Raw genomic sequence first — 24,761 nt, forward strand, 5'->3', positions numbered from 1 at the left:
AAGACTCTTTGCGCCGATGGTACTGCACTTTTGTGGGTGTGGGAGAGTAGGTCGTCGCCGCTTTATTATTCAATAGCCCCGGCTTCGCCGGGGCTATTTTTGTTTAACAAACTATTCTGCTTGACGGGTAGTGCGCCCGGTGGAAGAAACTCCGGGCAGAGAATAATAGGGGAGAGGTGCCTCTTCCTCCCTAACGTCCACGGTCGAGGCCGCTCAGGCGCTTAGAGAGGCCGCGGATCCGCATCGTTACAGGTGCACGAAAGCCGCCCTCTATACTAGAATGGTATGGCTTATATTGGGCATTAAAGACGGGCCAAGCGCCCCTCCATAGAGTTGATGCCTCAGGCAGCGGACCGTCCGGACCGACTGCATCCACGACCCGCCACGAGCGGATACCTCCCAAGGAGATTCATGTCTGAGACCCCCCGCCACGAGTCTAACGGCTCCGGCCCCCGTCAGCACCGCAAGAACAACGGCGGCAAGGATTTCCGCTCCAAGAAGGGCGGCAAGAACTTCGGCGGTAAGGGCGGTTTCAAGCGTAACGATCGCGGAGGTAAGAAGTTCGACGGTCGCCGCTCTGACTCGCGTTCGAAGGCACCCCGCTCCAATGGACCCGAGGGTGACGCACCCCGCGAAGAGGTACGTAGCATCGGTGGCCGTGCAGGCTACCGTCCCGCTAAGCCCAAAGCACCCGAGATTGACAGCGATGTGACCGGTCGCGAACTGGACGGTGCAACCTATCGTCAGCTACGTGCCCTGGAGCCTCGTAACGCTGAGACCGTTGCCAAGCATCTGGTGATGGCGGGTCGTTACCTTGACATTGACCCCGAATTCGCGCTGGCGCACGCCGTTGCTGCCTCCCGTAGCGCCGGTCGTATCGCCGCCGTGCGTGAAGCCGTGGGTATTGCTGCCTACGTGGCAGAGGACTACGAGCTGGCCCTGCGTGAGCTGCGTACTCACCGTCGCATCAGCGGTTCCGTGGACCACCTTGCGCTGCTGGTGGACTGCGAACGTGCACTGAGACGACTGCCCAAGGCACAGGAAATGATTGCCGAATTCAAGCGTGAAGAGCTGCCCGCCGAGGTGCGTGTGGAACTGGCTATCGTCGAGTCCGGCATCCTGACCGATCAGGGCAAGAAGAACCAGGCCGTGGTAGCCCTTCAGATTCCCCAGCTGAACCCCAAGCGCGCATTCGAATACAGCCCGCGTCTCTTTAGCGCCTACGCCGATGCCCTTGCCAACGCTGGCCGCGATCAGGAAGCCGAGCGTTGGGCACGCCTGTCTGTCGTGGCTGAGGCAGCGCTGGGCCAGGGCAACTTCGCGGAGCCCGAAATCTTCGATATTTTTGGCGAGGCAGACCTTTTCGAGAAGGAAGAAAAGCCCGCAGAACGCCCGGTCAAGGCTGCAGATGAGGAAGCCTCCGAGAAGGCAGAAGCAGCTGGCTCCGAAGAGAGTACCTCCGAGGACTCCGCCGCGGAAGCACCTGAAGACTCTGAAGCCGAGGAAAAGGCCGAGGCTGACGTAGAGTAATAGACTTGTACATATCGAACCGCCGGATGCGGCTCCCCGAGAGCTCGCCTCCGGCGGTTCGCGCTATATCGGAGAGGCTACCCGTCCGAATAGGAACTGCCTGTGACGAACGATAGGCCCCGGTAGCGCGGAGCGGGTACGATAGAGGGAAAATACTAGCCGCTCAGACCCCGGAAGAGGTTCCTATGACCACGACCGCACTCCTTGCCCGATACGACGCGCTCCTCTCAGACCTGGACGGCGTTGTCTACGCCGGCCCCTTCGCCATCGAGGGGGCTCCCGAAGCCCTCAACCGTGCGGAGGAAGAGCTCAACGTACCGGTCATCTTCGTGACTAACAACGCTTCCCGTTCGGTAGAATCCGTCGCAGAACACCTACGCGACCTTGGAGTGCACACCCGGGCAGAACGAGTCGTCAGCTCCGCACAAGCCGGCGCAAAGCTTCTCGCGCAAAAGATTCCTGCGGGCTCCAAAGTGCTGATTACCGGTACCGAGGCCCTCGCCGACTGTGTGCGCGACGCAGGCCTGGAACCCGTACGCACCGAGGCCGAGGGGCCAGTAGCCCTCATTCAGGGCTTTGACCCGAAGATGGGCTGGGAGGATCTCGCGGAAGCCGCATACACCCTCGCTAACCCCGAGGTGCTGTGGATCGCCACTAACACCGACCAGACCATCCCTAAGGAACGTGGCCAGGCACCCGGCAACGGCACCCTCGTCGCAGCCGTGGCAACCGCTTCGCGCCGTACCCCGCTCGTTGCGGGCAAACCCGAAGCCCCCATCTTCCACACCGCAGCACAGGCCCTGAACTCCGAGCGTCCCGTCATTGTGGGTGACCGCCTGGATACCGATATTCTCGGCGCTAATAACGCGCAGATGGACGGCGCGCTCGTGCTCACCGGTGTGCAGACCTACCGCGACGTCATCGAAGCCGTACCCGAACAGCGCCCGACCTACGTGCTGCGTACCCTGGACGACTTCTTCGCACCCTACCCCGAGATTGAGGTGCTCTTCGAAGGCTACGAGGTGATTGCGACCGGCCCCACCTGGCGGGCACGGGCGCGAGGCGAGAACCTGATTCTCACAGGCCCCGAGAACCTCGATGAGGGCACCTTCGCCGGAAGCGAGAGCGAAGCAGAGGCCTGGCGCGTCGCTTACGCCGCCTGGTGGGCAGCCAACCCCGAGCAGGCCGCCGTGCCCGTCATCAAGGGTCTTCCCGGTGCCTAAACAGAACGAAACTATGAACGCCGAGACCACCGACCGTTCTATCGCGGATGCCGAATTTGAGCGGCAACTGGCGGCGACCCTCGCCATGGACCCGGTAGAACGCGTCAAACGTCTCGAAACGATGAGCGAGCAACTGGAAAAGGATCTCGAGAATCTCTCCTAACCTCGCGGCGGTGAGCCCTCAGACGGTAATGTTCTGAGGGTTCACGGCACTACACGACGACAGAAAGAAGATATGGGCAAAGACACCGCGCGCCTCGATAAGTACCTGGTCGAAGCCGGATTCGTGAGCTCCCGAACCCTCGCCGCAAAGCTCATTGCCGCTGGAGACGTGCAGGTCAATGGCAAGGCCGCGCGCAAAGCGTCCAGGCTCGTGGGACCGGAGGATACCCTCTACGTGCGTCAGAGCGAACTGACCGAATACGTCAGCCGCGCAGGCCACAAGCTCGCGGGTGCCCTCGATGCGTTCCCCGATATCGAGGTTGAAGGCAAGCGTTGCCTGGATGCGGGAGCATCCACCGGAGGCTTTACCGACGTGCTACTTCGTCGAGGGGCCCGGCATGTGGCGGCCGTGGACGTGGGGCACGGACAGCTCGTGGACGCGTTACGCGAAGATCCCCGAGTTGGCGTGTACGAAGGCCTCAACGTTCGTTACCTGAAGCCCGAAGATATCGGCGGACAGGTTGAGCTGACGGTCTCGGACCTGTCGTTCATCTCGCTGACCCTGGTCATGGAGGCGCTAGCGAACGCCACCGAAACCGGCGGTGATCTGGTGCTCATGGTCAAACCGCAGTTCGAGGTCGGCAAGCACCGCATCGGACGCGGGGGAGTGGTCTACGAAGAATCCGCCCGCCGTGAAGCGGTGGAAAAGGTACAAACCTCCGCCAATAGTCACGGGCTGCGGGTGATGGGCATGGAGCCCAGTCCGCTCCCCGGTCAGGACGGCAACGTGGAGTACTTCCTATGGTGTCGAAAAGAAAATAAATAGCGTTGAGATAGTCTGAGAGGACTCCAATCGAGCGTGAGTAAAGCGCTACGGCCGGGGACTTCTCGGGCTATCGCGCTATCGAGGTGCCTTGGCATCGGGCCTCCGCAGATTATTCGAAATAATTTTCTAAAAATAGAGTATTTTAGAAAATTTTCGAGAACATATTCGGTATGATGGGTGTAGATACACCAACTCAATACCCCAACCATGAATGGGAGAGAGTCGTTATGGCAGAACAAAAGAGCCATGTAGAAAAGGGAACTGCTCTCGCGCAGGTGCAGCCGGAGGGCGAGCATCACGCGGCGGAACGTTCAGTCAATCGCGGGCGAAAGATCTTGGTCTTTGCGCACGTGGGACGCAAAGAAGCACGAGATGCCGCTCGCCAGGCCTGTGCTCAGCTCTACAAGGCAGGGCTGACCCCCGTCATGACTCGCTCCGATCTGGAAACCCTGAGCGAGAACTGGGATGAGCCCGTTCCCGTGCAGGTGGTGCATGAATCGGTGGCCCTTATCGATATTGAGCTTGGCGTGGTGCTGGGCGGCGACGGCTCGATTCTGCGTGCCGCCGAGATGGTGCGCCGAACCAGTATTCCCCTGATTGGCGTGAATCTGGGGCACGTCGGCTTTCTCGCCGAATCCGAAGAGAGCGACCTGAGTGAGACGGTGCGTCACATCGTTAATAGCGAGTACACGGTCGAAGAGCGTATGGCCATTGACGTTGAAGTCTGGAACGACGGTAAGCGCGTGCATAGCGACTGGGCACTGAACGAAGCCAGTGTCGAAAAGGGTAACCGCGAAAAGATGATCGAGGTCATCATCGAGGTAGACTGCCGGCCGCTGAGTACCTTCGGCTGCGACGGCGTGGTTATGGGGACCCCCACCGGCTCGACCGCTTACGCTTTCTCGGGTGGTGGTCCGGTGGTCTGGCCCGAAGTTGAAGCGATTCTGATGGTTCCGCTCTCGGCCCATGCGCTCTTTGCGCGCCCGCTCGTGGCGGCTCCCACCTCAACCCTGGCGGTAGAGCTCATGCCCGAAAACGGTGCCTCCGGTGTGCTGTGGTGCGATGGTCGCCGCACTGTGGAGCTTGACCCTGGCTCGCGTATTGAAGTGCGTCGATCCGAGAAGTCCGTGCTGCTGGCCCGCATCCACCCCGCGCCCTTCTCGGAGCGTCTGGTGCGCAAATTTGAGTTGCCCATCCGCGGCTGGCGCGGTCCGCAGGAAGCTGAGACGCAGTCCTCCAAGTAGGGGAGGCTACTTACAATATTCGCTACGCGACGGCAATTGTCACCTCTGCAGAGGGGGGCGAGAAAAGTTCGAGACGGTCACAAGAAAAGGAATGAACGTTCGTGATTGAGGAAATTCATATTCGAGACCTCGGCATCATTACCGATGCGAGGCTCCCCCTCGAACCGGGGTTCTCCGTTCTGACCGGTGAAACCGGTGCGGGTAAAACCATGGTTGTCACCGCCCTCGGAATGCTTCTGGGTGCTCGCTCGGACGCCTCCAGCGTGCGCAACGGCGCCAAGAATGCGCTCGCCGAGGCCGTCATCCGCCTGCCGCGAGGCCACCGTGCCCTCGCCCTGGCCGAAGAAGCCGGCGGAACCACCGAAGAGATTGACGAACAGAGCTCGGAGCTGTTGCTGGCTCGCACCGTCAACGCTTCCGGACGCTCGCGTGCCCACGTCGGCGGTTGCTCCGCACCCATCGGCACTCTCGCCCAGATTGGGCAGAGCCTCGTGGCCGTGCACGGCCAGTCGGACCAGCTACGCCTCAAATCGCCCGCAGAACAGCGCCAATCCCTCGACCTGTATGCGGGGGAGGAGCTGGCCTCCCTACTGGAGAAGTATCGAGAGAACTACGAACGCTACCGTGCCGCTGCTGCGGAACTCAAGGAAGTTCGGGAGAACTCTCGCGCTCGCGCACTAGAGGCGCAGAGCCTGCAGGGGGCGCTCGAGGAGATCGCCGCCGTCAACCCCCGCGCGGGTGAAGAGGACGAGCTCAAGGCCGAAATGGTGAAGCTCATGAACGTTGAGGCTCTGCGGATTGCCTCCGCGACCGCCCTGACCGCGCTGAACGGTAGCGAATACTCGAGCGGCGAGGAAGCCAACGTTATGGGTCTGCTCGATGCCGCCCGTAGCGCCCTGCAGGGACAGGCCTCTGCCGATGAAGAGCTTGCCGCCCTGGAAGCTCGTGTCAACGAGCTCATGATCCTGACCACCGATATCGCCTCGGATCTTTCCTCCTATGCGGCTTCCCTGGATGTGGAGGGGCCCGAGCGTCTGGCGCAGGTGCAGACCCGCCGCGCCCAGCTGGCAACGCTCATGCGCAAGTACGGGGCGGATATCGCCGAGGTGCTTGAATGGGCCGAGGAATCCCGCGCCCGCCTGGACACCCTCGTTGACGACCCGCAGCGCCAGGAAACTCTCGAAACGGAACTCGTGCAGTTGCGCAAGGTCTTGGGGGAACAGGCAGAAGAGCTGACAAACCTGCGCCGCGCGGCCGCCCAAAAACTTGCCGATGCGGTGAGCGAGGAGCTGACCGCCCTGGCCATGCCGAACGCATCCCTTGTGGTGGAAGTTGCCGAGGCGGAGAAATTCTCGGTACACGGCCGCGACACCGTCACCTTCATGCTGGCACCCCACCGCACCTCCGTGCCCCGCCCGCTCGGCAAGGGTGCATCCGGCGGTGAGCTCTCCCGCGTGATGCTCGCCCTCGAAGTGGTACTCGCCGAAGTGGATCCCGTGCCCACCTTCATCTTTGACGAAGTCGACTCGGGTGTGGGCGGCAAGGCCGCCATCGAGATTGGTCGCCGACTGGCCATGCTCGCCCGGCACGTTCAGGTGCTGGTGGTGACCCACCTGCCGCAGGTGGCAGCCTTCGCCGACCAGCACATCCTGGTGCTCAAGAACGACGACGCCTCGCTGTCTAAAGTGCAGGTGCTCACGGAGGAAGAGCGCGTGGTGGAGTTGGCGCGAATGCTCTCCGGTCACGACCAATCCGAATCGGCTCGCGAGCACGCTCGGGAGCTGTTGGAAGCCGGGCGGCAGGTGTCCCAGGACCAGGAATGAAACACCCCGAACCGCAAGTAATGTACCTCGAAATCCACCGCCTGAAAACGGGCGTGCCGGACGACCAAACCCGGCGCACGTGGGGCGGAGGGTATGAGATACTCAAGGGGTACTTGAGGAAAATCTATGAACGGAGTTGCGGGAATATAAAACCCCCGCAGACGTTACAGTGGAGACAGAACCCGAGGGGAGAGCTCCGGCCTGCGAGAATCATCTCGCGGCGTAGTTCTCTGCTTGGATAGCAGACAAGAAAATGGTAGGCTTGAATTCCGTGGTGAATGAAAAAAATAACGCTCAGAACGCGTCCTCTAACGACAAGGTAACCCGCCAGATTTTCGTGACCGGCGGTGTTGCATCTTCTCTCGGTAAGGGCCTGTCGGCCTCTTCCCTCGGTCAGCTTCTTCGCTCTCGCGGCCTCTCTGTGACCATGCAGAAGTTCGACCCCTACCTGAACGTCGACCCCGGTACGATGAACCCCTTCCAGCACGGTGAAGTCTTTGTCACCGACGACGGTGCAGAAACCGACCTGGACATCGGACACTACGAGCGTTTCCTGGATGAGAACCTCGACCAGTCCGCTAACGTGACCACCGGTCAGGTTTACTCCTCCGTTATCGCGAAGGAGCGCCGCGGCGAGTACCTCGGCGACACCGTCCAGGTGATTCCTCACATCACCGACGAGATCAAGTCCCGCATGCGTCACGCAGCGGAAATCGACAACGCCCCCGACATCATCATTACCGAAATCGGCGGCACCGTTGGCGATATCGAATCCCTGCCCTTCATGGAAGCTGCACGCCAGGTGCGCCGCGATGTCGGACGCAAGAACGTCTTCTTCCTGCACGTCTCCCTGGTGCCCTACATCGGCCCCTCCGGCGAGCTGAAGACCAAGCCCACCCAGCACTCCGTCGCAGCACTGCGCGGCCTGGGTATTCAGCCCGACGGCCTGATTCTGCGCTGTGAGCGCGAGGTTCCCGCATCGCACCGCTCCAAGATCGGTAACGCCTGCGACGTGGACACCGACGCCGTCATCTCCTGCGCCGATGCCCCCAGCATCTATGACATCCCCAAGACCCTGCACAGCCAGAAGCTCGACGACTACATCCTCGACTACTTCGGCATCGAGGCACCCGAGCCCGACTTCACCCAGTGGGACCACCTGCTCGACGCAGTGCACCGCCCCGCCGCAGAGGTGAACGTGGCCCTGGTCGGTAAGTACATCGACCTGCCCGACGCATACCTCTCGGTCTCCGAGGCTCTGCGCGCCGGCGGCTTCGCAAACAACGTGAAGGTCAACATCAAGTGGGTTGCCGCCGACCTGTGCGCAACCGACGAGGACGCAGACCACCAGCTGCGCGGCATGGACGCCATCCTGGTGCCCGGCGGCTTCGGCATCCGCGGCCTGGACGGCAAGATTGGCGCCCTCAAGTACGCACGCGAGCACAAGATCCCGACCCTGGGTATCTGCCTGGGTCTGCAGTCCATGGTGATTGAGTACGCGCGTAACGTGCTGGGTCTGCCCGAGGCGTCCTCCACCGAGTTCGACCCCGAGACCCCCATACCCGTTATCGCCACCATCGAAGAGCAGAAGCAGTTCGTCGAGGGTGCCGGCAACCTGGGCGGCACCATGCGCCTGGGCCTCTACAAGGCAAACCTGGTGCCCGGCTCTCAGGTGGCTAAGGCATACGGCGCAACCGAGGTTGCAGAGCGTCACCGCCACCGCTACGAGGTGAACAACGAGTACCGCGAGCAGCTCGAAGAGGCTGGTCTCGTGATCTCCGGTACCTCCCCGGACTCCTCGCTGGTTGAGTACGTGGAGCTGCCCGCAGAGGTTCACCCCTACTACGTGGCAACTCAGGCACACCCCGAGTACCGCTCCCGTCCGACCCGCCCGCACCCGCTCTTTGCAGGCCTGATTAAGGCTGCCCTGGAGCGCCGCGGCGCATAAGGCGACCGAACGCGTTGAGCGCCCCATCCGTCCCCTCGGCGGCTGGGGCGCTCGCCGTTTAACCGTCTTAATCCATCGGGGGAGGCGCCGAGTAACGGGGAGAAGTGCGAGGGAGTTCCGAAACGAACCCTCTAGAATAGAAATATGAGCGAAAACCAGCATATTATCGACGAACCCTCAGAACGTACGATTCGCACCCGGACCGTCAAATACAGCGGATACGTCATCGAAACCGTGGTCGAGGAATACGAGCTGAACGAGGACACCGTACTCACCCGCGACGTCGTGGAGATGCCCGGTGCCGTGGCCGTAGCGGTTCTCAACGAACGCAACGAACTGCTGATGCTCAACCAGTACCGGCACCCGGTGCGCATGAACCTCTGGGAGGTGCCCGCCGGCCTGCTCGACATCGACGGTGAGGACCCTCTGCACGCCGCACAGCGCGAGCTTGCCGAGGAGACCGACCTGCGAGCCGCCAGCTGGCACGCCCTGACCGACTACTTCAGCAGCCCCGGCGCAACCAGCGAGGCGGGTCGCGTCTACCTGGCCCGCGACCTGAGCGAGCTGCCCCGCCAGGAGCGTACCGAACGCACCGAAGAAGAGGCAGAGATGACCTACCGCTGGGTTCCCCTGCAGGATGCGGTGCAGCTGGTTCTGGACGGTAAAGTGCACAACGCGCTGGCCATCCAGGCGATTCTGGCCACTTACGCCGCCTCAGCGCGCGGCTTCGAAGGCTTGCGCGAAGCCGCCGGCGGCTGGGAATTCCACCCCTACATGGGGCATCGCCGACAGAAGCCGCAGACCTTCCGTTAGGGTTCGGAGTCTTCTCGCCCGATCCCTCGAAGAGGCATTTCGCGCTACCGTGCGCATCCGAACAAACCCGAACGACCGCGTGAGAAGGGAAGAGATATGGCACAGCCCGCGCTGAAGGGCGCTACCCCCGCGGTTGAGGGGACCGGCGAGCAGACCCCCCTGGAGCGGGCCATCGACCAGTACCTGGTGCATCTGCGGGTCGAGCGGGGTAGCAGCGAGAACACCATCGCCTCGTACGCGCGAGACTTGCGCCGCTACGCCGCGTACCTCTCCACCCTCGGGGTAATCGACCCCGAACGCATTACGACCGCGCAGGTGCGTTCATTTATGCGCGAGCTTGCCGCGCCCACCGTGCCCCTACCCGGCCTGGCCGCCCCAGTTAAAAAACAGCCGGAGGAAGAGAACTCCGTGGATGCCGAGGAGGCCGCAGAATCCCTGGCCGTCCTCATCGCCGCCGACGGGGGTCGCGGTACCGAGCCGGGGGAGCGGGGGAGCGGCGAGGGAAGCATCCCGCTGCCACTGGGCCCTAACTCCATCGCCCGCACCATGGCCGCCGTGCGCGGAGCCCACGCCTTCTGGGTTTCTGCCTTTCTGGTGGAAAAAGACCCCGCCGTGACCGTGACGCCGCCCAAAAACGTCAAGCGCCTACCCAAAGCTATTACCGTGGAGCAGATGCAGCGCCTCCTCGCCGTGCCGGATCGAGACACTCCCATCGGCCTGCGAAACCGCGCCATACTTGAATTCCTGTACGCCACCGGTGCCCGCGTGAGCGAAATGCTCAACGCCGATATCGACGACGTACACAGCGAAGAAACCCTGACCGACGAGGACGGCAACGACATCACCCTCCCCGGGTACGTGCGGCTCTTCGGCAAGGGGAGCAAAGAACGCCTCGTGCCCCTCGGAAATTACGCTCACAAGGCCATTCAGGATTACCTGGTGCGCGGGCGGCCCGCGCTCGTGGCCCACGGCAAAGGCACCGCCGCGCTCTTCGTCAACGGGCGAGGTGGCAGGCTGGGGCGCCAGGGTGCGTGGCTCATCCTTAAGGAAGCCGCCGAGGCGGCGGGCCTCAGCGCGGACTTCTCTCCGCACTCCATGCGGCACAGCTTCGCAACCCACCTGCTGCAGGGCGGCGCCGATATTCGCGTGGTGCAGGAGCTGCTGGGGCACGCCTCCATCGCGACCACGCAGGTGTACACCAAGGTCACTCCCGAGGGGCTCATGGAGGTTTACCGGATGGCGCATCCGCGTGCCCACGAGCGGGGATAAAACCCCGCCAATCCGCGGAACAGCCGCTCTTGAGGTAACCTTATAGACAACGCTTAAACTTAAAACTTCGAATTCATTGATGAAGGTGAACCATTGACTGAAGCTCAGGCACAAGAACTCGGCCCCACTGGTCGACCCCTGCGCGTGTACCCCGACCCGGCTCCGCTGAGCAGCCACGGTCCCGCCCGCATTATTTCTATGGTGAATCAGAAGGGCGGCGTGGGTAAGACCACCTCCACCATTAACCTGGGCGCGGCACTGGCAGAGTGTGGCCGCAAGGTGCTGCTGGTCGACTTCGACCCGCAGGGTGCCCTCTCCGCAGGTTTCGGCGCGAACCCGCACGAGCTGGACCTGACCGTCTACAACGTCATGATGGACCGCAAGGTCGACATTAAGGACGTTATCCTGCCCACCGGCGTGGAGAACATCGACCTGCTGCCCGCGAACATCGACCTTTCCGCAGCCGAGGTGCAGCTGGTCAATGAGGTGGCTCGCGAGCAGGTTCTCGCTTCGGCCCTGCGCAAGGTGCGCGACGAGTACGACGTCATCCTCATCGACTGCCAGCCCTCCCTGGGTCTGCTGACCGTCAACGCGCTGACCGCCTCCGACGGCGTGATTATTCCGCTGATTTGTGAGTTCTTCGCCCTGCGTGCCGTGGCCCTGCTCGTGGATTCCATCGAGAAGGTGCAGGACCGCCTGAACCCGAACCTCGAGATTGTTGGCGTGCTGGCTACCATGTTCGATGCGCGCACCATCCACTCCAAGGAAGTTCTGGCGCGCATCGTGGACGCTTTCGGCGACAAGGTGTTCGACACCGTCATCAAGCGCACCGTGAAGTTCCCGGACGCATCGGTGTCTGCTGAGCCGATTCTCAGCTACGCCTCGAGCCATCCCGGTGCCGAGGCGTACCGTCAGGTTGCTCGCGAACTGATTTACAAGGGCGGCGCACGCTAGCCCTTCCCTCGATGCGCCCCCTACCGATGCGGCTTGCGACCCCTTGAGCCGCGCCGGTAGGGGGCGTATAATTATGGGGATTCATTCCCGCTCGCACCGGCTACTTCACCGATTAACGACCGAAGATGCCGAAGATGCCGAAGATGCCACCGAGAAATCGCTGAGAAATCGCTGAGAATGCGAGCCTCACGATACCGGCAGGCATACCCGGCGCATCGACCGGATACAACGCACAGACCGCGGGACGGAAAAACACATAAGGAGAACAGGTCTTTATGACCACACACGTCGCTGCCGTGAGGGTACCGACACCGAACGCAGAGGCCGCCCAGAACGCCCAATCCGAGGGCCGCGGCCTGCAGAACCCGGAACGCGGTTTCACCCTCACCCTCAGTAATTTTGAGGGCCCCTTTGACCTTCTGCTGACCCTCATTTCGCGCCGCAAACTCGACATTACAGACGTTGCGCTCGCCGAAGTGACCGATGAGTTCCTCGCCTACCTGCAGGCCCTCTACGCCGAGGGCACGGAGCGAGCCCTGGACGAGGCCAGTGAATTTCTGGTTACCGCCGCAACTCTCCTCGAGCTCAAGACCGCGCGCCTGCTACCGCAGCACCGCGAACCCCTTGAGGAAGATGTCGCCCTGCTCGAGGCCCGCGACCTACTCTTTGCGCGTCTGCTGCAGTACCGCGCCTACCGTGAGGTCGCCGATATCTTTGCCGAACGCTGGGCGCAGGAAGCGCGGCGTTTTCCCCGCGCGGTCGCCCTCGAAGAACGCTTTGCCCACGCCCTACCCGAACTGGTTCTGGCCGGAGGCGCCGAAGAGTTTGCGCGCATTGCGGCCGCCGCGCTGAGCCGGCAGCCCGCCGAACCCGAGCCCGCCGCGGAAGAAATCGTGGAGGAGCTGAACGAGCACCTGCACGTTCCGGTCACCACCATCGCCGCCGAAGAACACTATCTGTTGCACACCCTGCTTGACGCCTCCGGGCGCGAACTGCGCTTTGACGAACTTGTGCGGGGCGCGGGCGACCTGGAAATTGCGGTGGTTCGTTTCTTGGCCCTGCTGGAGCTCTACAAGGAGGGGGCTCTGCACGTGGAACAGGAGCACCCCCTGGGCGAGATTCTGGTGCGAGCCAGCGCCACGGCGGGAAGCTTCGTGATTCGCCCCGAGGCTCTCCCCGCAGCGCGGGACGGCTCGGAGCCTGTACTCCCCGAGAGCGCGGAAGCCCGCGAAACCCCGGAGGCGGAGTTCACCGAGAACGGCATCGACCCGGAGGATGAACGTGACTAACCCCGAGAACGGATCGCGCTTCAACCGCGAATTCACCCCCGATGACCTTGCCATCGTGAACCTGGGTTACTGGGATCCGAACGCTGAGGACGATACGGGGCTGGCCGCCTCGACGCCGGTCGAGTCCGCGGTCGCACCCGCGGTCAAACCGGTAGCTGAGAACCGGGAGCTGGTAGCGGCCGAATCGGCTGAACCCGCCGAGGAACCGGAAGAGCCTGAAACGGCGGAGGCACCCGACAGCCCGGAAGCACCGCAGGAACCTGCACCTCGTGCAGAGAAGAGCTCGGCGAAAATACCCGCGGGAGGGCCCTCCACAGCACCCAGCGTGGCGGTCGACCCCGACGCCGAGTTCTCGCGTGTCGAGGCTATCCCCGGCGGCGTCAAAAGCGCCATCGAAGCAATCCTCGCCGTCGCCGAGGCCCCCGTGAGCGTGCGCGAGCTTTCTGCCGCGCTCATCGTGAGCGAGCGGGCCGTCGAACACGCCCTCGACCAGCTGTACCGTGAGTACAACGGCGAGGAGACGGAATACGGCGAGGAAGGCATCTCACCCGAGCCGCGCGGATTCCAGCTGCGCCGCATCGCCGGTGGCTGGAAGCTCTACGCCCGCGACGACTTCGCCCCCTGGGTGGCACGCTTCGTGACTCGCTCCAAGAGCGCGACCCTGAGCAAGCCCGCCTACGAGACGCTTGCCGTGATTGCCTACCGGCAGCCGGTGACCCGCGCGAGGGTCGCCTCGATCCGCGGTGTGAACGCGGACGCGGCCATCCGCCAGCTGCTGCAACGGCAGCTGATTCGCGAGGCCGGGCGAGAAGCCGGAACCGGCGCGACCCTCTACGAAACCACGGATCTGCTGCTGGTAAAGCTCGGGTTGAACTCCCTGGAGGAGCTGCCGGCGCTCGCACCCTTCCTGCCCGATGACACGGAAGCCGCAGTGCTTGCCGAGGGCAACGACTAAGACAACGAATCAATAAGACGAACGAACGTTCGGGAAAGCCTGAAACGTTCGCACTATACGACAGAAAAGAGAAGAACACCATGGCATATGGAAACTCCTCCCGCGGCGGCCGCTCTGCATCCGGTCGCCCCCAGAACTCCCGCGGTGGCCGACCCGGCGCAGGCCGTCCCGGTCAGGGCGGTAAGCCCGGAGCTAAGGGTGCATCCGCACGCGGTGGTCGCCCCGGCGCACCGAAGAGTGGCGCAGGCAAGGGCGGCGCAAAGGGCTTCGGCGAGAAGAAATTCGGTGACAAGAAGTTTGGCGAGAAGAAGTTCGGCGCAGGCCGCGCAGGTTCCGGCCGAGGCCGCGGCACCGAACTGCCCAAGCGCGAACGCCGCGCACCGGGCCGCCCCTACCGCTCCGGCGAAGCCTTCGCAAACGAGCGCGGCGAGTACCGCGTCAGCAACTACGCCGGCCCGCACCGTCCCCGCCGCCCCCGCAACGCGCCGGTCGACCACTACGAGTTTTACGACCACGACGGTGTGCGCCTGCAGAAGCTGCTGGCTCAGGCCGGCGTGGCCTCCCGCCGCGTGTGCGAGGAAATGATTACCGAGGGCCGCGTCACCGTCAACGGTGAGGTCGTGACCGAACTGGGTGTGCGCGTTGACCCCTCCAAGGTGACCGTGCAGGTGGACGGCATGACCGTTCAGACCAACGACAGGCTCGTCTACATGGCCTTCAACAAGCCCGCCGGCGTGGTCTCCACCATGGAAGACCCCGAGGGTCGCCCCTGCATCTCCGACTTCCTGCGTTCCTCCATGAGCGAGCGCGTGTTCCACGTGGGCCGCCTGGACGTCGAGACCGAGGGCCTGCTGCTGCTGACCAACGACGGCGAGCTGGCCAACCGCCTGACCCACCCCTCCTACGAGGTGCCTAAGACCTACCTGGTGCAGGTGCCCGGCCCCATGGAGCCCGGCGTGGGCGCAGCCATGAAGAAGGGTATTCGCCTGGAGGACGGCGTGACCCGCGTGGACGAGTTCAAGCTGGTGGATTCCACCCCCGGCCACGTGCTCGTTGAGGTGACCATCCACTCCGGTAAGAACCGCATCGTGCGCCGCCTCTTCGACGCCGTCGGCTACCCGGTCGAGCGCCTGGTCCGCGTTGAGATGGGCCCGATCCGCATCGGTTCGCAGAAGCAAGGCACGATTCGTAACCTCTCGAAGGTGGAGATCGGTCACCTGCTCGCTTCGGTGGACATGTAAGAATCCGAGGAGAGTGTCATGAGCCCCTCTACGACATCCCTTCCGCCGGAGCTGCCGATGAGCCCGACCCTGAACGGCCCGGTGCTCATTATCGGCTCCGGCCTGCTGGGCGCCTCGATTGGCCTGGGTCTGCACGCGGCCGGGTACGAGGACGTGTACGTTCAGGACATTTCACCCACCGCCGAGGCCGTGGCGCAGGATATTGGCGCCGGCACAAGCTTCTCCTCACTGACGGAGGACCAGCGGGCCCGCTTTGAGCCGCAGCTGGTGGTCGTGGCCGCCCCTCCGGATGTGGCCGGCACCGTGTGCGCGCAGGCCCTGCGGACGTACGGGCCGCGTCCCGAGACCGGCTACCCCGGCGCCACGGTAACCGATGTGGCCTCGGTGAAGGTGCGGCCCCTTGCGGATGTGCTGGCCTCGGGCGCGGATGCATCGCGCTACGTGGGTTCGCATCCGATGGCCGGCCGTGAGAAGTCCGGGCCGGTGGCGGCTCGCGGTGAGCTGTTCCAGGCTCGCCCGTGGATTATCTGCGAGCACGATTCGGTTCGCCCCGAGTGCGTGCGCCTGGTGCGTTCCGTGGCGGTGGAGCTGGGCGCGATTGTGACGGCGCTGAGCGTGCAGGAGCACGATCATACGGTGGCCCTCATCTCGCACGTTCCGCAGGCGATGAGCTCGTTGCTGGCCTCGCGCCTGCAGGATACCCCGCTGTATGCTCTGTCCCTGGCGGGTCAGGGGCTACGCGATACGGTGCGTATCGCGGCTTCTGACCCGACGCTGTGGGTTCAGATTTTTGCGGCGAATTCCGAGCCGATTGTGCAGACCCTCTACGGGGTTCGCGATGACCTGAACCGGCTCATCTCGACGCTGGAGAACCCGGCGGCTTCCGGCGCTCGCCTGGATTTGGCGCAGCTGATGAGCGAAGGTAATGCGGGTGTCGCCCGCATCCCGGGTAAGCACGGTACGGCTCCGGCGGCCTTCGCGACGATGACGGTGCTGGTGGACGATACCCCCGGCACCCTGGCCCGATTGCTCGCCGAGATTGGTGAGTTGGGCGCTAATATCGAGGACCTGCGGCTGGAACACTCGACGGGTGCTCCGGTGGGTATGGCTGAAATCTCGGTCAACCCCTCGATTCTGGAGTCGCTGGTCCGCGATTTGTCGGCCCGCGGCTGGCGCGTGGTGAAGTAGAGTTAATGCTGTATTTTCCGGCATGGAGCGAGACGAATTAAAGGAGTGCAATGCACGAGAACCCTAAACTGACGATTGCTATCGACGGACCTTCCGGCTCCGGCAAGTCGTCTGTGTCTAAGGAAGTGGCCCGTCACTTTGGCCTGGCCTACCTGGATACCGGTGCGATGTACCGCGCCGCAACCTACCGTGTGCTGGAGCTCGGCATTGACCTGAACGATGCCGAGGCCATCGCGAAGGCCGTCAAGGAGATGCCCCTGGTGTTCGGTACGAACATCAACGAGGAAGAGATCATGATGGGCTCTACCGATATCCGTGAGGAGATTCGTAGCGAGCGCATTTCTTCGGCCGTGTCTGCCGTGGCTTCGGTTCCGGCGGTTCGCGAGTACCTCATCGGTCTGCAGCGTTGGACGATTGACCACGCCGTGAACGGTATGGTCGCCGAGGGTCGCGATATTACGACCGTGGTGGCTCCCGATGCTGACGCCCGCATCCTGCTGACCGCCTCCGAGGAGGTGCGCATGGCTCGCCGCGGCCTGGAGAACTCCGAGAAGTCCGGCGCTTCGGGTGATTTGAGCAAGCAGATCGCCGAGCGTGACGCGAAGGATGCGAAGGTCAATAACTTCATGGAGGCCGCCGAGGGCGTGACCCTGGTGGACAGCTCGGACCTTGATTTTAATGAGACGGTCTCCGCGGTGATTAACGCCGTGAACGACCAGTTGAAGGCGAAGCGCGCGGGCTAGGTTCCGTGGAAACGCCGGGGGAGCGGGGAATCCGCTCCCGAGAAGACGTTGAGCCGCTCTTGCGTGCTGACCGAGGGGTTGGCCGCGGTGCGGGTAGAGAAAGGAGCGTGCATGGCTGAGGACGCTATCCGCGACGATTACGAAGAGAAGTACCTGGGCGGTGGCGAGGACGACGTTACCGAGCGCCTGGCTGAGATTGACGACGAAACCGCCGACCAGCGCGCCCAGGCCCTGCTGGAGGGCCTGGAAGACTACGACCTGGATGAAGAGGACCGCGCCCTGCTGGGTGCCTGGGGCTTCGACGTTGAGGAAGAGGAAGAGCAGCTGGCCGACCCGGTGGTGGCGATTGTTGGCCGCCCGAACGTGGGTAAGTCGACCATCATCAACCGTATTCTGGGCCGCCGTGAGGCCGTGGTGGAGGATAAGCCGGGCGTGACCCGCGACCGCGTGTCCTACAAGGCCGAGTGGCTGGGCAAGAGCTTCACCCTGGTGGATACCGGCGGTTGGGAGTCTGATGCCCGCGGTATTGATGCTCAGGTGGCCGATCAGGCCGAGATTGCGGTGGAGCAGGCCGATGTTGTGGTCCTGGTGGTGGATGCCCGCGTGGGCGTGACCGCCTCGGATGAGCAGATTGTGCGCATGCTGCGCCGTGTGAAGAAGCCGATCATTCTGATTGCCAACAAGATTGACGACGCCCACCTGGAGCCGGAGATTTATAACCTCTGGTCGCTGGGTATGGGTCAGCCGTTCCCCGTTTCGGGTCTGCACGGCCGCGGCCTGGCGGATGCCCTGGACGAGATCCTTGAGGTCATGCCGGAGCACTCGCAGTTCGCTCAGCCGGAGGCGCTGGGCGGCCCGCGTCGTGTGGCTCTGGTGGGTCGCCCGAACGTGGGTAAGTCCTCGCTGCTGAACAAGCTGGCGGGTTCTGAACGTGCCGTGGTGAACGACCTGGCCGGTACCACCCGCGACCCGATTGACGAGATCATCGAGCTGGGCGGCTACCCCTGGCGTTTTGTGGATACCGCGGGTATTCGCCGTCGCCAGCACATGGCGAAGGGCGCGGAGTTCTACTCCTCGCTGCGCACCCAGACCGCCCTGGAGCGTTCCGAGGTTGCCGTGGTGCTGCTGGATGTTTCCGAGCCGATTTCTGAGCAGGATGTGCGCATCGTGCAGACCGTGATTGACTCGGGCCGCGCGATGGTTCTGGCCTTCAACAAGTGGGATACCCTCGACGAGGATCGCCGCGAGATGCTGGAGCGCGAGATTGAGCGCGACCTGGCGCACGTGAAGTGGGCTCCTCGTGTGAACATTTCGGCGAAGACCGGTTGGCACAAGGACAAGCTGGTCCCGGCCCTGGAGCACTCGCTGGAGTCGTGGGATTCGCGTATTCCGACCGGCCGCCTGAACGCATTCCTGGGTGAGATTGTGGCCGCGCATCCGCACCCGCTGCGCGGTGGCAAGCAGCCGCGCATCCTGTTCGGTACTCAGGTGTCTTCGCGCCCGCCGAAGTTTGTGCTGTTTACGACCGGCTTCCTGGATCCGGGTTACCGACGCTTCATCATGCGTCGTCTGCGTGAGACCTTTGATTTCACAGGCACCCCGATTGAGATTTCGATGCGCGTGCGTGAGCGCCGTACCCTGGGCGAGCGCCAGAGCGCGAAGGCTAAGAAGGGTAAGGGTGGCCGCCGTTAGCGCGGTCTCGGCTCCTTATGACCGGAACGGTTCGTGTGCCGGGGTGACGGGTTGTGCCGTGGCCCCGGCGCGCGGCGCGTTCGGCGCCGGTTGCGTTTTTGAGAACGGGGGCGGCGGACCGACAGCAGATGCGTCCAAAAGATTTTTAAGATTTTTTCTAAAAACCGTGAATCCGGCTTGCGAGGTGCCGAAAACACCGGTATAGTTATTCGAGTGTTCGGGGGAAACCCCGGGCTAATCGTGAATAACGAATCGGGTTGTGGCGCAGCTTGGTAGCGCACTTGACTGGGGGTCAAGGGGTCGCAGGTTCAAATCCTGTCAACCCGACAGATAAAGCTCCGGGAGGATTTTCCTTCCGGAGCTTTTTTGTATGCTCTGAATCTTATACGGGCCATTTATCCGATTCGCGAGTATCGGCTGTTTGGCGCGGCTGACGCGGTCGTGCGCTCGCTGGCGGTTAGAAAGTCCTTGCGCTTGTTCCACGCGTTGATGGAACCCTGGGCTAGGCCCGAGGAACCACTGAGCAATCTCTCCCGGCGAGAGCCTAGCTGACCTGTGCGCCAAGTGTATGTTGCGTTATGTTACCTCCCGCGGGCGCGGATTTGGACGGGGGAGGGAGGGGCCGAGCCGCGAAACTGCCGATGGGATGGGTAGTTTGGGTAGAAATGTAAATATGAGCTTGAATCTAAATGTTGGAATACATCTGAATATGTGGGTATTCGATGGTACATTGGATACCAAGGAACCGTGTGTAAAGTTGCGCAAACCACCCTTCAGGGGTTTAGATTTCCTTGATATATCAAGGAGTATTTGGGTTTATGTGACCTAAACACGGTCTGGCACACTCAGAATTCACAGCCGTAAAACCAACATAAACCCACGCGAAGACACCTCTTCACACAGTACCTTTCTGGCACGACGAGAAGGACGCTCTCGGTATATCCCGCAGGGCAGGGAATCAGGCAGGTTTACGGCATAACGATCCCGCCCCTCGGGGCGCGGAAAGGAACGCAATACAATCATGTGGCAGCAAGTCTACGACCCGCTACACTCGAGTGCCCTCTCTGCACTCGTGGCAGCAGTCCCGATTATTTTCTTCCTTCTGGGCCTCACCGTCCTGAAGCTCAGCGGTATTAAATCTGCCGTCATCTCCCTGGCGCTCGCACTCGTGATCGGTTGCGGCATCTTCGGTATGCCCGTCACCGCAGGTGCAGGATCCATCCTCTACGGTTTCCTCTCAGGCCTGTGGCCCATCGGCTGGATCGTTCTCATGGCAGTGTGGCTCTACCGCATTTCCGTGCGTTCCGGCGGCTTCGAAATCGTTCGCTCCTCCATCTCGTCCATCTCTACTGACCAGCGCATCCAGATGCTGCTGATTGCATTCTGCTTCGGTGGCTTCCTTGAAGGCGCTGCAGGCTTCGGTATTCCGATTGCTATCTGTGCCGCACTGCTGGTTTCCTTGGGCTTCAACCCGCTCAAGGCCGCAATGTTCGCCCTGATTGCTAACGTGAGCTCCGGTGCGTACGGCGCTATCGGTATCCCCGTGACCACCGCGGCGACCCGCGGTGGCGTGGACCTGCACGGCCTGTCCACCGAGTTGGTTCTGGTGATCCAGATTATCGCAGCCCTCATCCCCGTGCTGCTCGTCGCAATTCAGGACGGTCTGCGCGGTATCCGCGAAGTCGGTCTGGTAGCACTGATTGTTGGTCTGATTTACTCTGGCGGCCAGTCTGTCCTGCTCGCAGGCCTCGGTAACCCCGAGCTCGTCGACATCATCCCGCCGCTGCTGGCTCTGATTGCCCTGGCACTCATCATGCAGAAGTGGCAGCCCAAGAACATCTTCCGTGAGCCCACCGCGCCCTCCCTGGAAGAGGTTGAGGCTCAGCAGAGCGTCAAGCACACCGGTGGCGAAATCCTCAAGGCATGGAGCCCCTTCGTCTACCTGTCCGTCGTGATTCTGCTCTGGTCCACCGCGATGAAGCCGCTCTTTGCTAAGGGGGGTCTGCTGGCCTTCAGTAACATCACCTTCCCCGTTCCGTGGCTGCACCAGACCATCCAGCAGACCGCACCGATCGTTGCAACCCCCAAGGCAATTGACGTGACCTACACCTGGAACATCATTGGTGCTTCCGGTACCGCAATTCTGGTGGCTGCAATCATCACCATCCTGACCTCCTCCATCAGCTGGGGCGAGGCTATCGAGGAACTCGGTGCAACCTGGAAGCAGCTGCAGACCCCGATCATCATGATCTGCCTGGTCATGTCCGTTGCAAACGTCATGAACTACGCAGGTATGATTACCTCCATCGCACTGGCTGTTGCCGCTGTGGGCGCAATCTTCCCGCTGCTGTCCCCGATCATCGGTTGGATTGGCGTGTTCGTGACCGGCTCCGTGGTGAACAACAACATCCTCTTCGCAGGCCTGCAGGCTACCACCGCACAGCAGATTGGCGTCAGCCAGACCCTGTTGGTTGCATCCAACACCGCCGGTGGTGTGATGGCGAAGATCGTTTCCCCGCAGTCCATCGCAATTGCCGCCGCTGCTGTGAACAGCTCCGGCGAGGAATCCAAGATTACCTCCATGGCAATCAAGTACAGTGCAGCCCTGCTGGTCGTCACCTGTGTTTGGGTTTACGTCCTGTCGTTGGTTATGCCTTCCTAATATTGGCTCGGGTGCCCCTGCCGGGAACCCCGAATCGTGGTGCGAGCCCCCGTCCACCTGTGTGGACGGGGGCTCGCCCGCGTATTGGAGGATTATTGCCTGTACACGGGCGGGGGAGTAGGGGTATTTTCTGACGAGCGCGGACATGTCTGCTGAGCACCCGGTGGGGAAGAAAATGAAGAGGAAAACCGGGGGCTATTCGGGCGTAAAAATGCGGATGTGCCCCATCTGTGCAGACTTAAGGTAAACCTATCCTGAAGTAGCCCATGAGACCTGTTAGCGTTAGGGGATAAAGTCAAAAGCACCTAGAGCTCGGAGGCGACCGCCCCGGGTTGGGTGGAGGTGCGGAGCCGCCGGCTCAAGCCTCCATCGCGCTTGCACTGGCTACGGCCGGTTCGCTCTTCCCGCTGCTCTCGCCGGTCATCGGTTGGATCGGCGTGTTCGTGACCGGTTCGGTGACCAACGCGAACGTGCTCTTTGCCGGCCTGCAGTCCACCACCGCAACCCAGATTGGTGTTGACCCGACCCTGCTGGCGGCCGCTAATACCGCCGGTGGTGTGATGGGCAAGATCGTCTCCCCGCAGTCGATCGCCATTGCGGCGGCGGCTGTGAATAGCGCCGGCGAGGAATCTAAGATTACCTCCATGTCTATCAAGTACAGCGCTATTCTGCTGGTCCTGGTGTGTGTCTGGTCCTACACTCTCTCGCTCATGGTGGGCTAATGCCGCTCACGGGTGCGGTTTGTGGGGCGACGGCACGATAGCCTCCCGACAAGCCGTAATGCACCGGCCCCCTTCCCGATTGTCGACGGTCGGGAAGGGGGCCTTCGTGTTGAAGCGGGGAGTGTAAAGATGGTGTAAGGCTTGCGCTGTCCTCCCGGCCCGGGGACGCGGAATACAGAGCATGGATAATCAACGTAGATAATCGATAAATGATAATGATATTCAAATGGTATTTCGCTCTGTAAAAGCTCTTAACATTCAACAAACGATGGTGATAACCTTCTATATGGGCATTGGCGCCGAAGGCGAGCTACGGACTGAGAGATTTTAGCCTCGAGGCCTCTGGCGAGAGAACCGATGCCCCATACCGTGCCATATCCTTTCCCGCGCTACGCCTTCCGTCAGGGCCCAGCACACAGACACGATGTTGCTACGCCTTCCGGGCGAAACTCGCAGTAGCAGAGGCGGCGTGAGGTTGCGTCTCCGCACACCCCAAAAGGGTAAACGGGCGTACCTTAAAGCGACATCCAAGCCGCTGTAGGTACTCCTGCGGCGGGGAAGGACAGCATATGTGGTCTCAGACCTATGACCCTCTCAACGCCCCGGTGCTTTCGGCACTCGTGGCGGCATCCCCCATCATTCTTTTTCTGCTCTGCCTTACGGTATTCAAACTCAGCGGCATTAAATCAGCCCTGATTACCCTTGTCCTCACCCTGGGTATTGCACTGGGTGTTTTCCGGCTACCCGTGACGGCGGCGGCCGGTTCAATCCTCTATGGTTTCCTCTCCGCGTTCTGGCCCATCGGCTGGATTGTGCTCATGGCTGTGTGGCTTTACCGCATCACGGTGCGTAGCGGAAAGTTTGCCGTCGTGCGAGCCTCGGTTTCCTCTATTTCACCGGACCAGCGCATCCAGGTGCTACTCATTGCCCTCTGCTTTGCCGGATTTATTGAGGGTGCGGCTGGTTTCGGCATCCCGATTGCTATCTCGGTGGCACTGCTGGTAGCCCTGGGATTCAACCCGCTCAAGGCCGCCATGCTCTCCCTGGTCGCCAACGCTACCGTGGGCGCGTACGGTGCGGTCGGTATTCCGGTGACCACCGGTGCCGCCATCGGTAACGTGGACCTGGGACATCTCTCCGACCAGATGGTCTGGGTTCTGCAGATTTTCGCGGCCCTCGTGCCCGTACTCGTGGTCGCCATTCAGGACGGCCTGCGGGGCGTCCGAGAGGTCGGCCCGATCGCTCTGGCTACCGGTATCGTGATTTCCGGCCTGCAGAGCATCATGCTGTGGGTCCTGCAGGCCCCCGAGCTCATCGGTATTCTGCCCCCGCTGGTCGGTCTGGTCTTCCTGGCAACTGTCATGCGTTTCTGGCAACCCAAGCACATCTACCGAGAGCCCACCGCCCCGACCCTGGAGGAGCTGGCGGGGAAGAAGGACCCGGCCTACAGCCTGCGTGAAATTGCCAACGCCTGGAGCCCCTTCATCTTCCTTTCCGCGACCATCCTGCTCTGGTCCACCGCGCTGAAGCCCGTCTTCGATGCTAATGGGCCGCTGGGCTTTGCAAACCTTAGTTTCCACGTGCCCGGTATTCACCACCAGATTGGTGATGGCGAGGGCCTGGCAATTCACGCGGTCTTCAACTGGAACATTCTGGGTGCCGCAGGTACCGCGATTCTGGTGGCGGCTCTGCTCTCCGCCCTGACCTCGAAGATTACCGTGCGTGAGACCCTGCAGGAGCTCAACGGATCCTGGCAGCAGCTGAAGAAGCCCATCTATATGATTTGCCTGGTGATGTCCGTGGCAAACCTGATGAACTACGCAGGCATGACCTCTTCTATCGCGCTTGCGGTAGCTTCCGCCGGTGCATTCTTCCCGCTCTTCTCTCCCGCCATCGGCTGGGTCGGTGTGTTCGTGACCGGTTCGGTCACCAACAACAACGTGCTCTTTGCCGGATTGCAAGCAAGCACCGCGCAGCAGATTGGCGTGGACCCCGCTATGCTGGTGGCCGCCAATACCTCCGGTGGTGTGATGGGTAAGATCGTTTCCCCGCAGTCGATTGCGGTGGCGGTGGCCGCCGTGAACCAGGCCGGTCAGGAGTCGAAGGTTACCTCAATTACCATCAAGTACAGCCTCTTCCTGCTGGTGCTGCTGTGCATCTGGACCTACCTCCTCTCTCTGTTTATGCACTAGCCCGTCCCCGACTTTTCCTCTGAAGAAGTACGAGGGCTGAAGACTTCTCGAGCGCCCGTTGCTACACGCCGTAGCGGCGGGCGTTCGCCGTATGCTCGGATGTCCGAATCTGAGCATGTGCGGCGGTGCGATGCAGGCATTACCGGGGAAGAGTAAAATGGGTGCTTGTGCCCATGCACCGAAGACGACGGGTGCGGAGGCGGCCGCCGGGCTGCCGGTCAGACAGTTACCCGCCCGTATATTGCGATGGATGCACACCTGACAGACGACCTACTAGTATGAGGA

The 24,761-nt window shown here is 62.2% G+C and carries 18 protein-coding genes, 1 tRNA gene and 1 pseudogene; all 20 read left to right on the top strand.

Annotated features, from left to right (window positions below):
* Nucleotides 1-411: 411 nt before the first annotated feature.
* The 20 genes and pseudogenes from ADJ95_RS03280 to ADJ95_RS03375 all read left to right on the top strand — a co-directional run bounded on the left by ADJ95_RS03280 (nucleotide 412) and on the right by ADJ95_RS03375 (nucleotide 24,476).
* Nucleotides 412-1,530, top strand: coding sequence for a hypothetical protein (locus ADJ95_RS03280; RefSeq protein ID WP_049332558.1), 1,119 nt, complete (start codon nucleotides 412-414; stop codon nucleotides 1,528-1,530).
* Nucleotides 1,531-1,715: 185 nt separating this feature from the next.
* Complete coding sequence (locus ADJ95_RS03285) at nucleotides 1,716-2,753, top strand: HAD-IIA family hydrolase (RefSeq protein ID WP_049332560.1); 1,038 nt, start codon at nucleotides 1,716-1,718, stop codon at nucleotides 2,751-2,753.
* A gap of 13 nt (nucleotides 2,754-2,766) precedes the next feature.
* Nucleotides 2,767-2,916, top strand: a complete 150-nt coding sequence (locus ADJ95_RS03290) for a GTPase (RefSeq protein WP_239662766.1) — start codon at nucleotides 2,767-2,769, stop codon at nucleotides 2,914-2,916.
* Between the two features lie 72 nt (nucleotides 2,917-2,988).
* Nucleotides 2,989-3,741, top strand: coding sequence for a TlyA family RNA methyltransferase (locus tag ADJ95_RS03295; RefSeq protein ID WP_049332564.1), 753 nt, complete (start codon nucleotides 2,989-2,991; stop codon nucleotides 3,739-3,741).
* A gap of 227 nt (nucleotides 3,742-3,968) precedes the next feature.
* Nucleotides 3,969-4,985 carry an NAD kinase gene (locus ADJ95_RS03300; RefSeq protein WP_080974930.1) on the top strand — a complete coding sequence of 339 codons (1,017 nt, stop codon included), beginning with the start codon at nucleotides 3,969-3,971 and terminating at the stop codon, nucleotides 4,983-4,985.
* Nucleotides 4,986-5,086: 101 nt separating this feature from the next.
* Nucleotides 5,087-6,808: a DNA repair protein RecN gene (recN, locus tag ADJ95_RS03305; protein WP_049332566.1), complete on the top strand. Its 1,722-nt coding sequence runs from the start codon at nucleotides 5,087-5,089 to the stop codon at nucleotides 6,806-6,808.
* Between the two features lie 253 nt (nucleotides 6,809-7,061).
* A complete protein-coding gene (locus tag ADJ95_RS03310; RefSeq protein ID WP_049332568.1) occupies nucleotides 7,062-8,756 on the top strand; it encodes a CTP synthase in 1,695 nt (564 codons plus the stop codon).
* A 144-nt stretch (nucleotides 8,757-8,900) separates the two neighbouring features.
* Nucleotides 8,901-9,569, top strand: coding sequence for an NUDIX domain-containing protein (locus tag ADJ95_RS03315; RefSeq protein WP_049332569.1), 669 nt, complete (start codon nucleotides 8,901-8,903; stop codon nucleotides 9,567-9,569).
* Nucleotides 9,570-9,665: 96 nt separating this feature from the next.
* On the top strand, nucleotides 9,666-10,838 hold the full coding sequence (locus tag ADJ95_RS03320) for a site-specific tyrosine recombinase XerD (protein WP_049332571.1): 1,173 nt from the start codon (nucleotides 9,666-9,668) through the stop codon (nucleotides 10,836-10,838).
* Between the two features lie 93 nt (nucleotides 10,839-10,931).
* Nucleotides 10,932-11,792 carry a ParA family protein gene (locus ADJ95_RS03325; RefSeq protein ID WP_049332573.1) on the top strand — a complete coding sequence of 287 codons (861 nt, stop codon included), beginning with the start codon at nucleotides 10,932-10,934 and terminating at the stop codon, nucleotides 11,790-11,792.
* Between the two features lie 275 nt (nucleotides 11,793-12,067).
* Entirely contained in the window at nucleotides 12,068-13,081 is a 1,014-nt protein-coding gene (locus tag ADJ95_RS03330; protein ID WP_049332574.1) for a segregation and condensation protein A, read from the top strand.
* The gene (scpB, locus tag ADJ95_RS03335; protein WP_049332576.1) at nucleotides 13,068-14,036 is read left to right on the top strand and encodes an SMC-Scp complex subunit ScpB; all 969 of its coding nucleotides are present in this window, start codon (nucleotides 13,068-13,070) and stop codon (nucleotides 14,034-14,036) included. Before ADJ95_RS03330 ends, scpB begins: the two co-directional genes overlap by 14 nt.
* 80 nt (nucleotides 14,037-14,116) lie before the next feature.
* Nucleotides 14,117-15,277, top strand: a complete 1,161-nt coding sequence (locus ADJ95_RS03340; protein ID WP_049332577.1) for a pseudouridine synthase — start codon at nucleotides 14,117-14,119, stop codon at nucleotides 15,275-15,277.
* A gap of 18 nt (nucleotides 15,278-15,295) precedes the next feature.
* The gene (locus ADJ95_RS03345) at nucleotides 15,296-16,465 is read left to right on the top strand and encodes a prephenate dehydrogenase (RefSeq protein WP_080974931.1); all 1,170 of its coding nucleotides are present in this window, start codon (nucleotides 15,296-15,298) and stop codon (nucleotides 16,463-16,465) included.
* Between the two features lie 50 nt (nucleotides 16,466-16,515).
* The gene (gene cmk / locus ADJ95_RS03350) at nucleotides 16,516-17,208 is read left to right on the top strand and encodes a (d)CMP kinase (protein WP_049332579.1); all 693 of its coding nucleotides are present in this window, start codon (nucleotides 16,516-16,518) and stop codon (nucleotides 17,206-17,208) included.
* 111 nt (nucleotides 17,209-17,319) lie between these two features.
* Nucleotides 17,320-18,900 carry a ribosome biogenesis GTPase Der gene (gene der / locus ADJ95_RS03355; protein WP_049332581.1) on the top strand — a complete coding sequence of 527 codons (1,581 nt, stop codon included), beginning with the start codon at nucleotides 17,320-17,322 and terminating at the stop codon, nucleotides 18,898-18,900.
* A 253-nt stretch (nucleotides 18,901-19,153) separates the two neighbouring features.
* Nucleotides 19,154-19,227 (top strand) — tRNA-Pro (locus ADJ95_RS03360).
* Between the two features lie 694 nt (nucleotides 19,228-19,921).
* Nucleotides 19,922-21,562, top strand: coding sequence for an L-lactate permease (locus ADJ95_RS03365; protein ID WP_049332583.1), 1,641 nt, complete (start codon nucleotides 19,922-19,924; stop codon nucleotides 21,560-21,562).
* 365 nt (nucleotides 21,563-21,927) lie between these two features.
* Nucleotides 21,928-22,284 (top strand): annotated as a pseudogene (locus ADJ95_RS03370) (L-lactate permease); the annotation flags it as partial.
* Between the two features lie 569 nt (nucleotides 22,285-22,853).
* A complete protein-coding gene (locus tag ADJ95_RS03375) occupies nucleotides 22,854-24,476 on the top strand; it encodes an L-lactate permease (protein WP_049332588.1) in 1,623 nt (540 codons plus the stop codon).
* Nucleotides 24,477-24,761: the final 285 nt, after the last annotated feature.

Origin of the sequence: Rothia mucilaginosa (assembly GCF_001061665.1) — a bacterium.
GTDB classification, from domain to species: domain Bacteria; phylum Actinomycetota; class Actinomycetes; order Actinomycetales; family Micrococcaceae; genus Rothia; species Rothia mucilaginosa_A.

Coding starts and splice junctions, on each gene's coding strand:
- ADJ95_RS03280 (WP_049332558.1), top strand. CDS start 412: ATGTCTGAGACCCCCCGCCACGAGTCTAACGGCTCCGGCCCCCGTCAG.
- ADJ95_RS03285 (WP_049332560.1), top strand. CDS start 1,716: ATGACCACGACCGCACTCCTTGCCCGATACGACGCGCTCCTCTCAGAC.
- ADJ95_RS03290 (WP_239662766.1), top strand. CDS start 2,767: ATGAACGCCGAGACCACCGACCGTTCTATCGCGGATGCCGAATTTGAG.
- ADJ95_RS03295 (WP_049332564.1), top strand. CDS start 2,989: ATGGGCAAAGACACCGCGCGCCTCGATAAGTACCTGGTCGAAGCCGGA.
- ADJ95_RS03300 (WP_080974930.1), top strand. CDS start 3,969: ATGGCAGAACAAAAGAGCCATGTAGAAAAGGGAACTGCTCTCGCGCAG.
- ADJ95_RS03310 (WP_049332568.1), top strand. CDS start 7,062: ATGGTAGGCTTGAATTCCGTGGTGAATGAAAAAAATAACGCTCAGAAC.
- ADJ95_RS03315 (WP_049332569.1), top strand. CDS start 8,901: ATGAGCGAAAACCAGCATATTATCGACGAACCCTCAGAACGTACGATT.
- ADJ95_RS03320 (WP_049332571.1), top strand. CDS start 9,666: ATGGCACAGCCCGCGCTGAAGGGCGCTACCCCCGCGGTTGAGGGGACC.
- ADJ95_RS03330 (WP_049332574.1), top strand. CDS start 12,068: ATGACCACACACGTCGCTGCCGTGAGGGTACCGACACCGAACGCAGAG.
- scpB (WP_049332576.1), top strand. CDS start 13,068: ATGAACGTGACTAACCCCGAGAACGGATCGCGCTTCAACCGCGAATTC.
- ADJ95_RS03340 (WP_049332577.1), top strand. CDS start 14,117: ATGGCATATGGAAACTCCTCCCGCGGCGGCCGCTCTGCATCCGGTCGC.
- ADJ95_RS03345 (WP_080974931.1), top strand. CDS start 15,296: ATGAGCCCCTCTACGACATCCCTTCCGCCGGAGCTGCCGATGAGCCCG.
- cmk (WP_049332579.1), top strand. CDS start 16,516: ATGCACGAGAACCCTAAACTGACGATTGCTATCGACGGACCTTCCGGC.
- der (WP_049332581.1), top strand. CDS start 17,320: ATGGCTGAGGACGCTATCCGCGACGATTACGAAGAGAAGTACCTGGGC.
- ADJ95_RS03365 (WP_049332583.1), top strand. CDS start 19,922: ATGTGGCAGCAAGTCTACGACCCGCTACACTCGAGTGCCCTCTCTGCA.
- ADJ95_RS03375 (WP_049332588.1), top strand. CDS start 22,854: ATGTGGTCTCAGACCTATGACCCTCTCAACGCCCCGGTGCTTTCGGCA.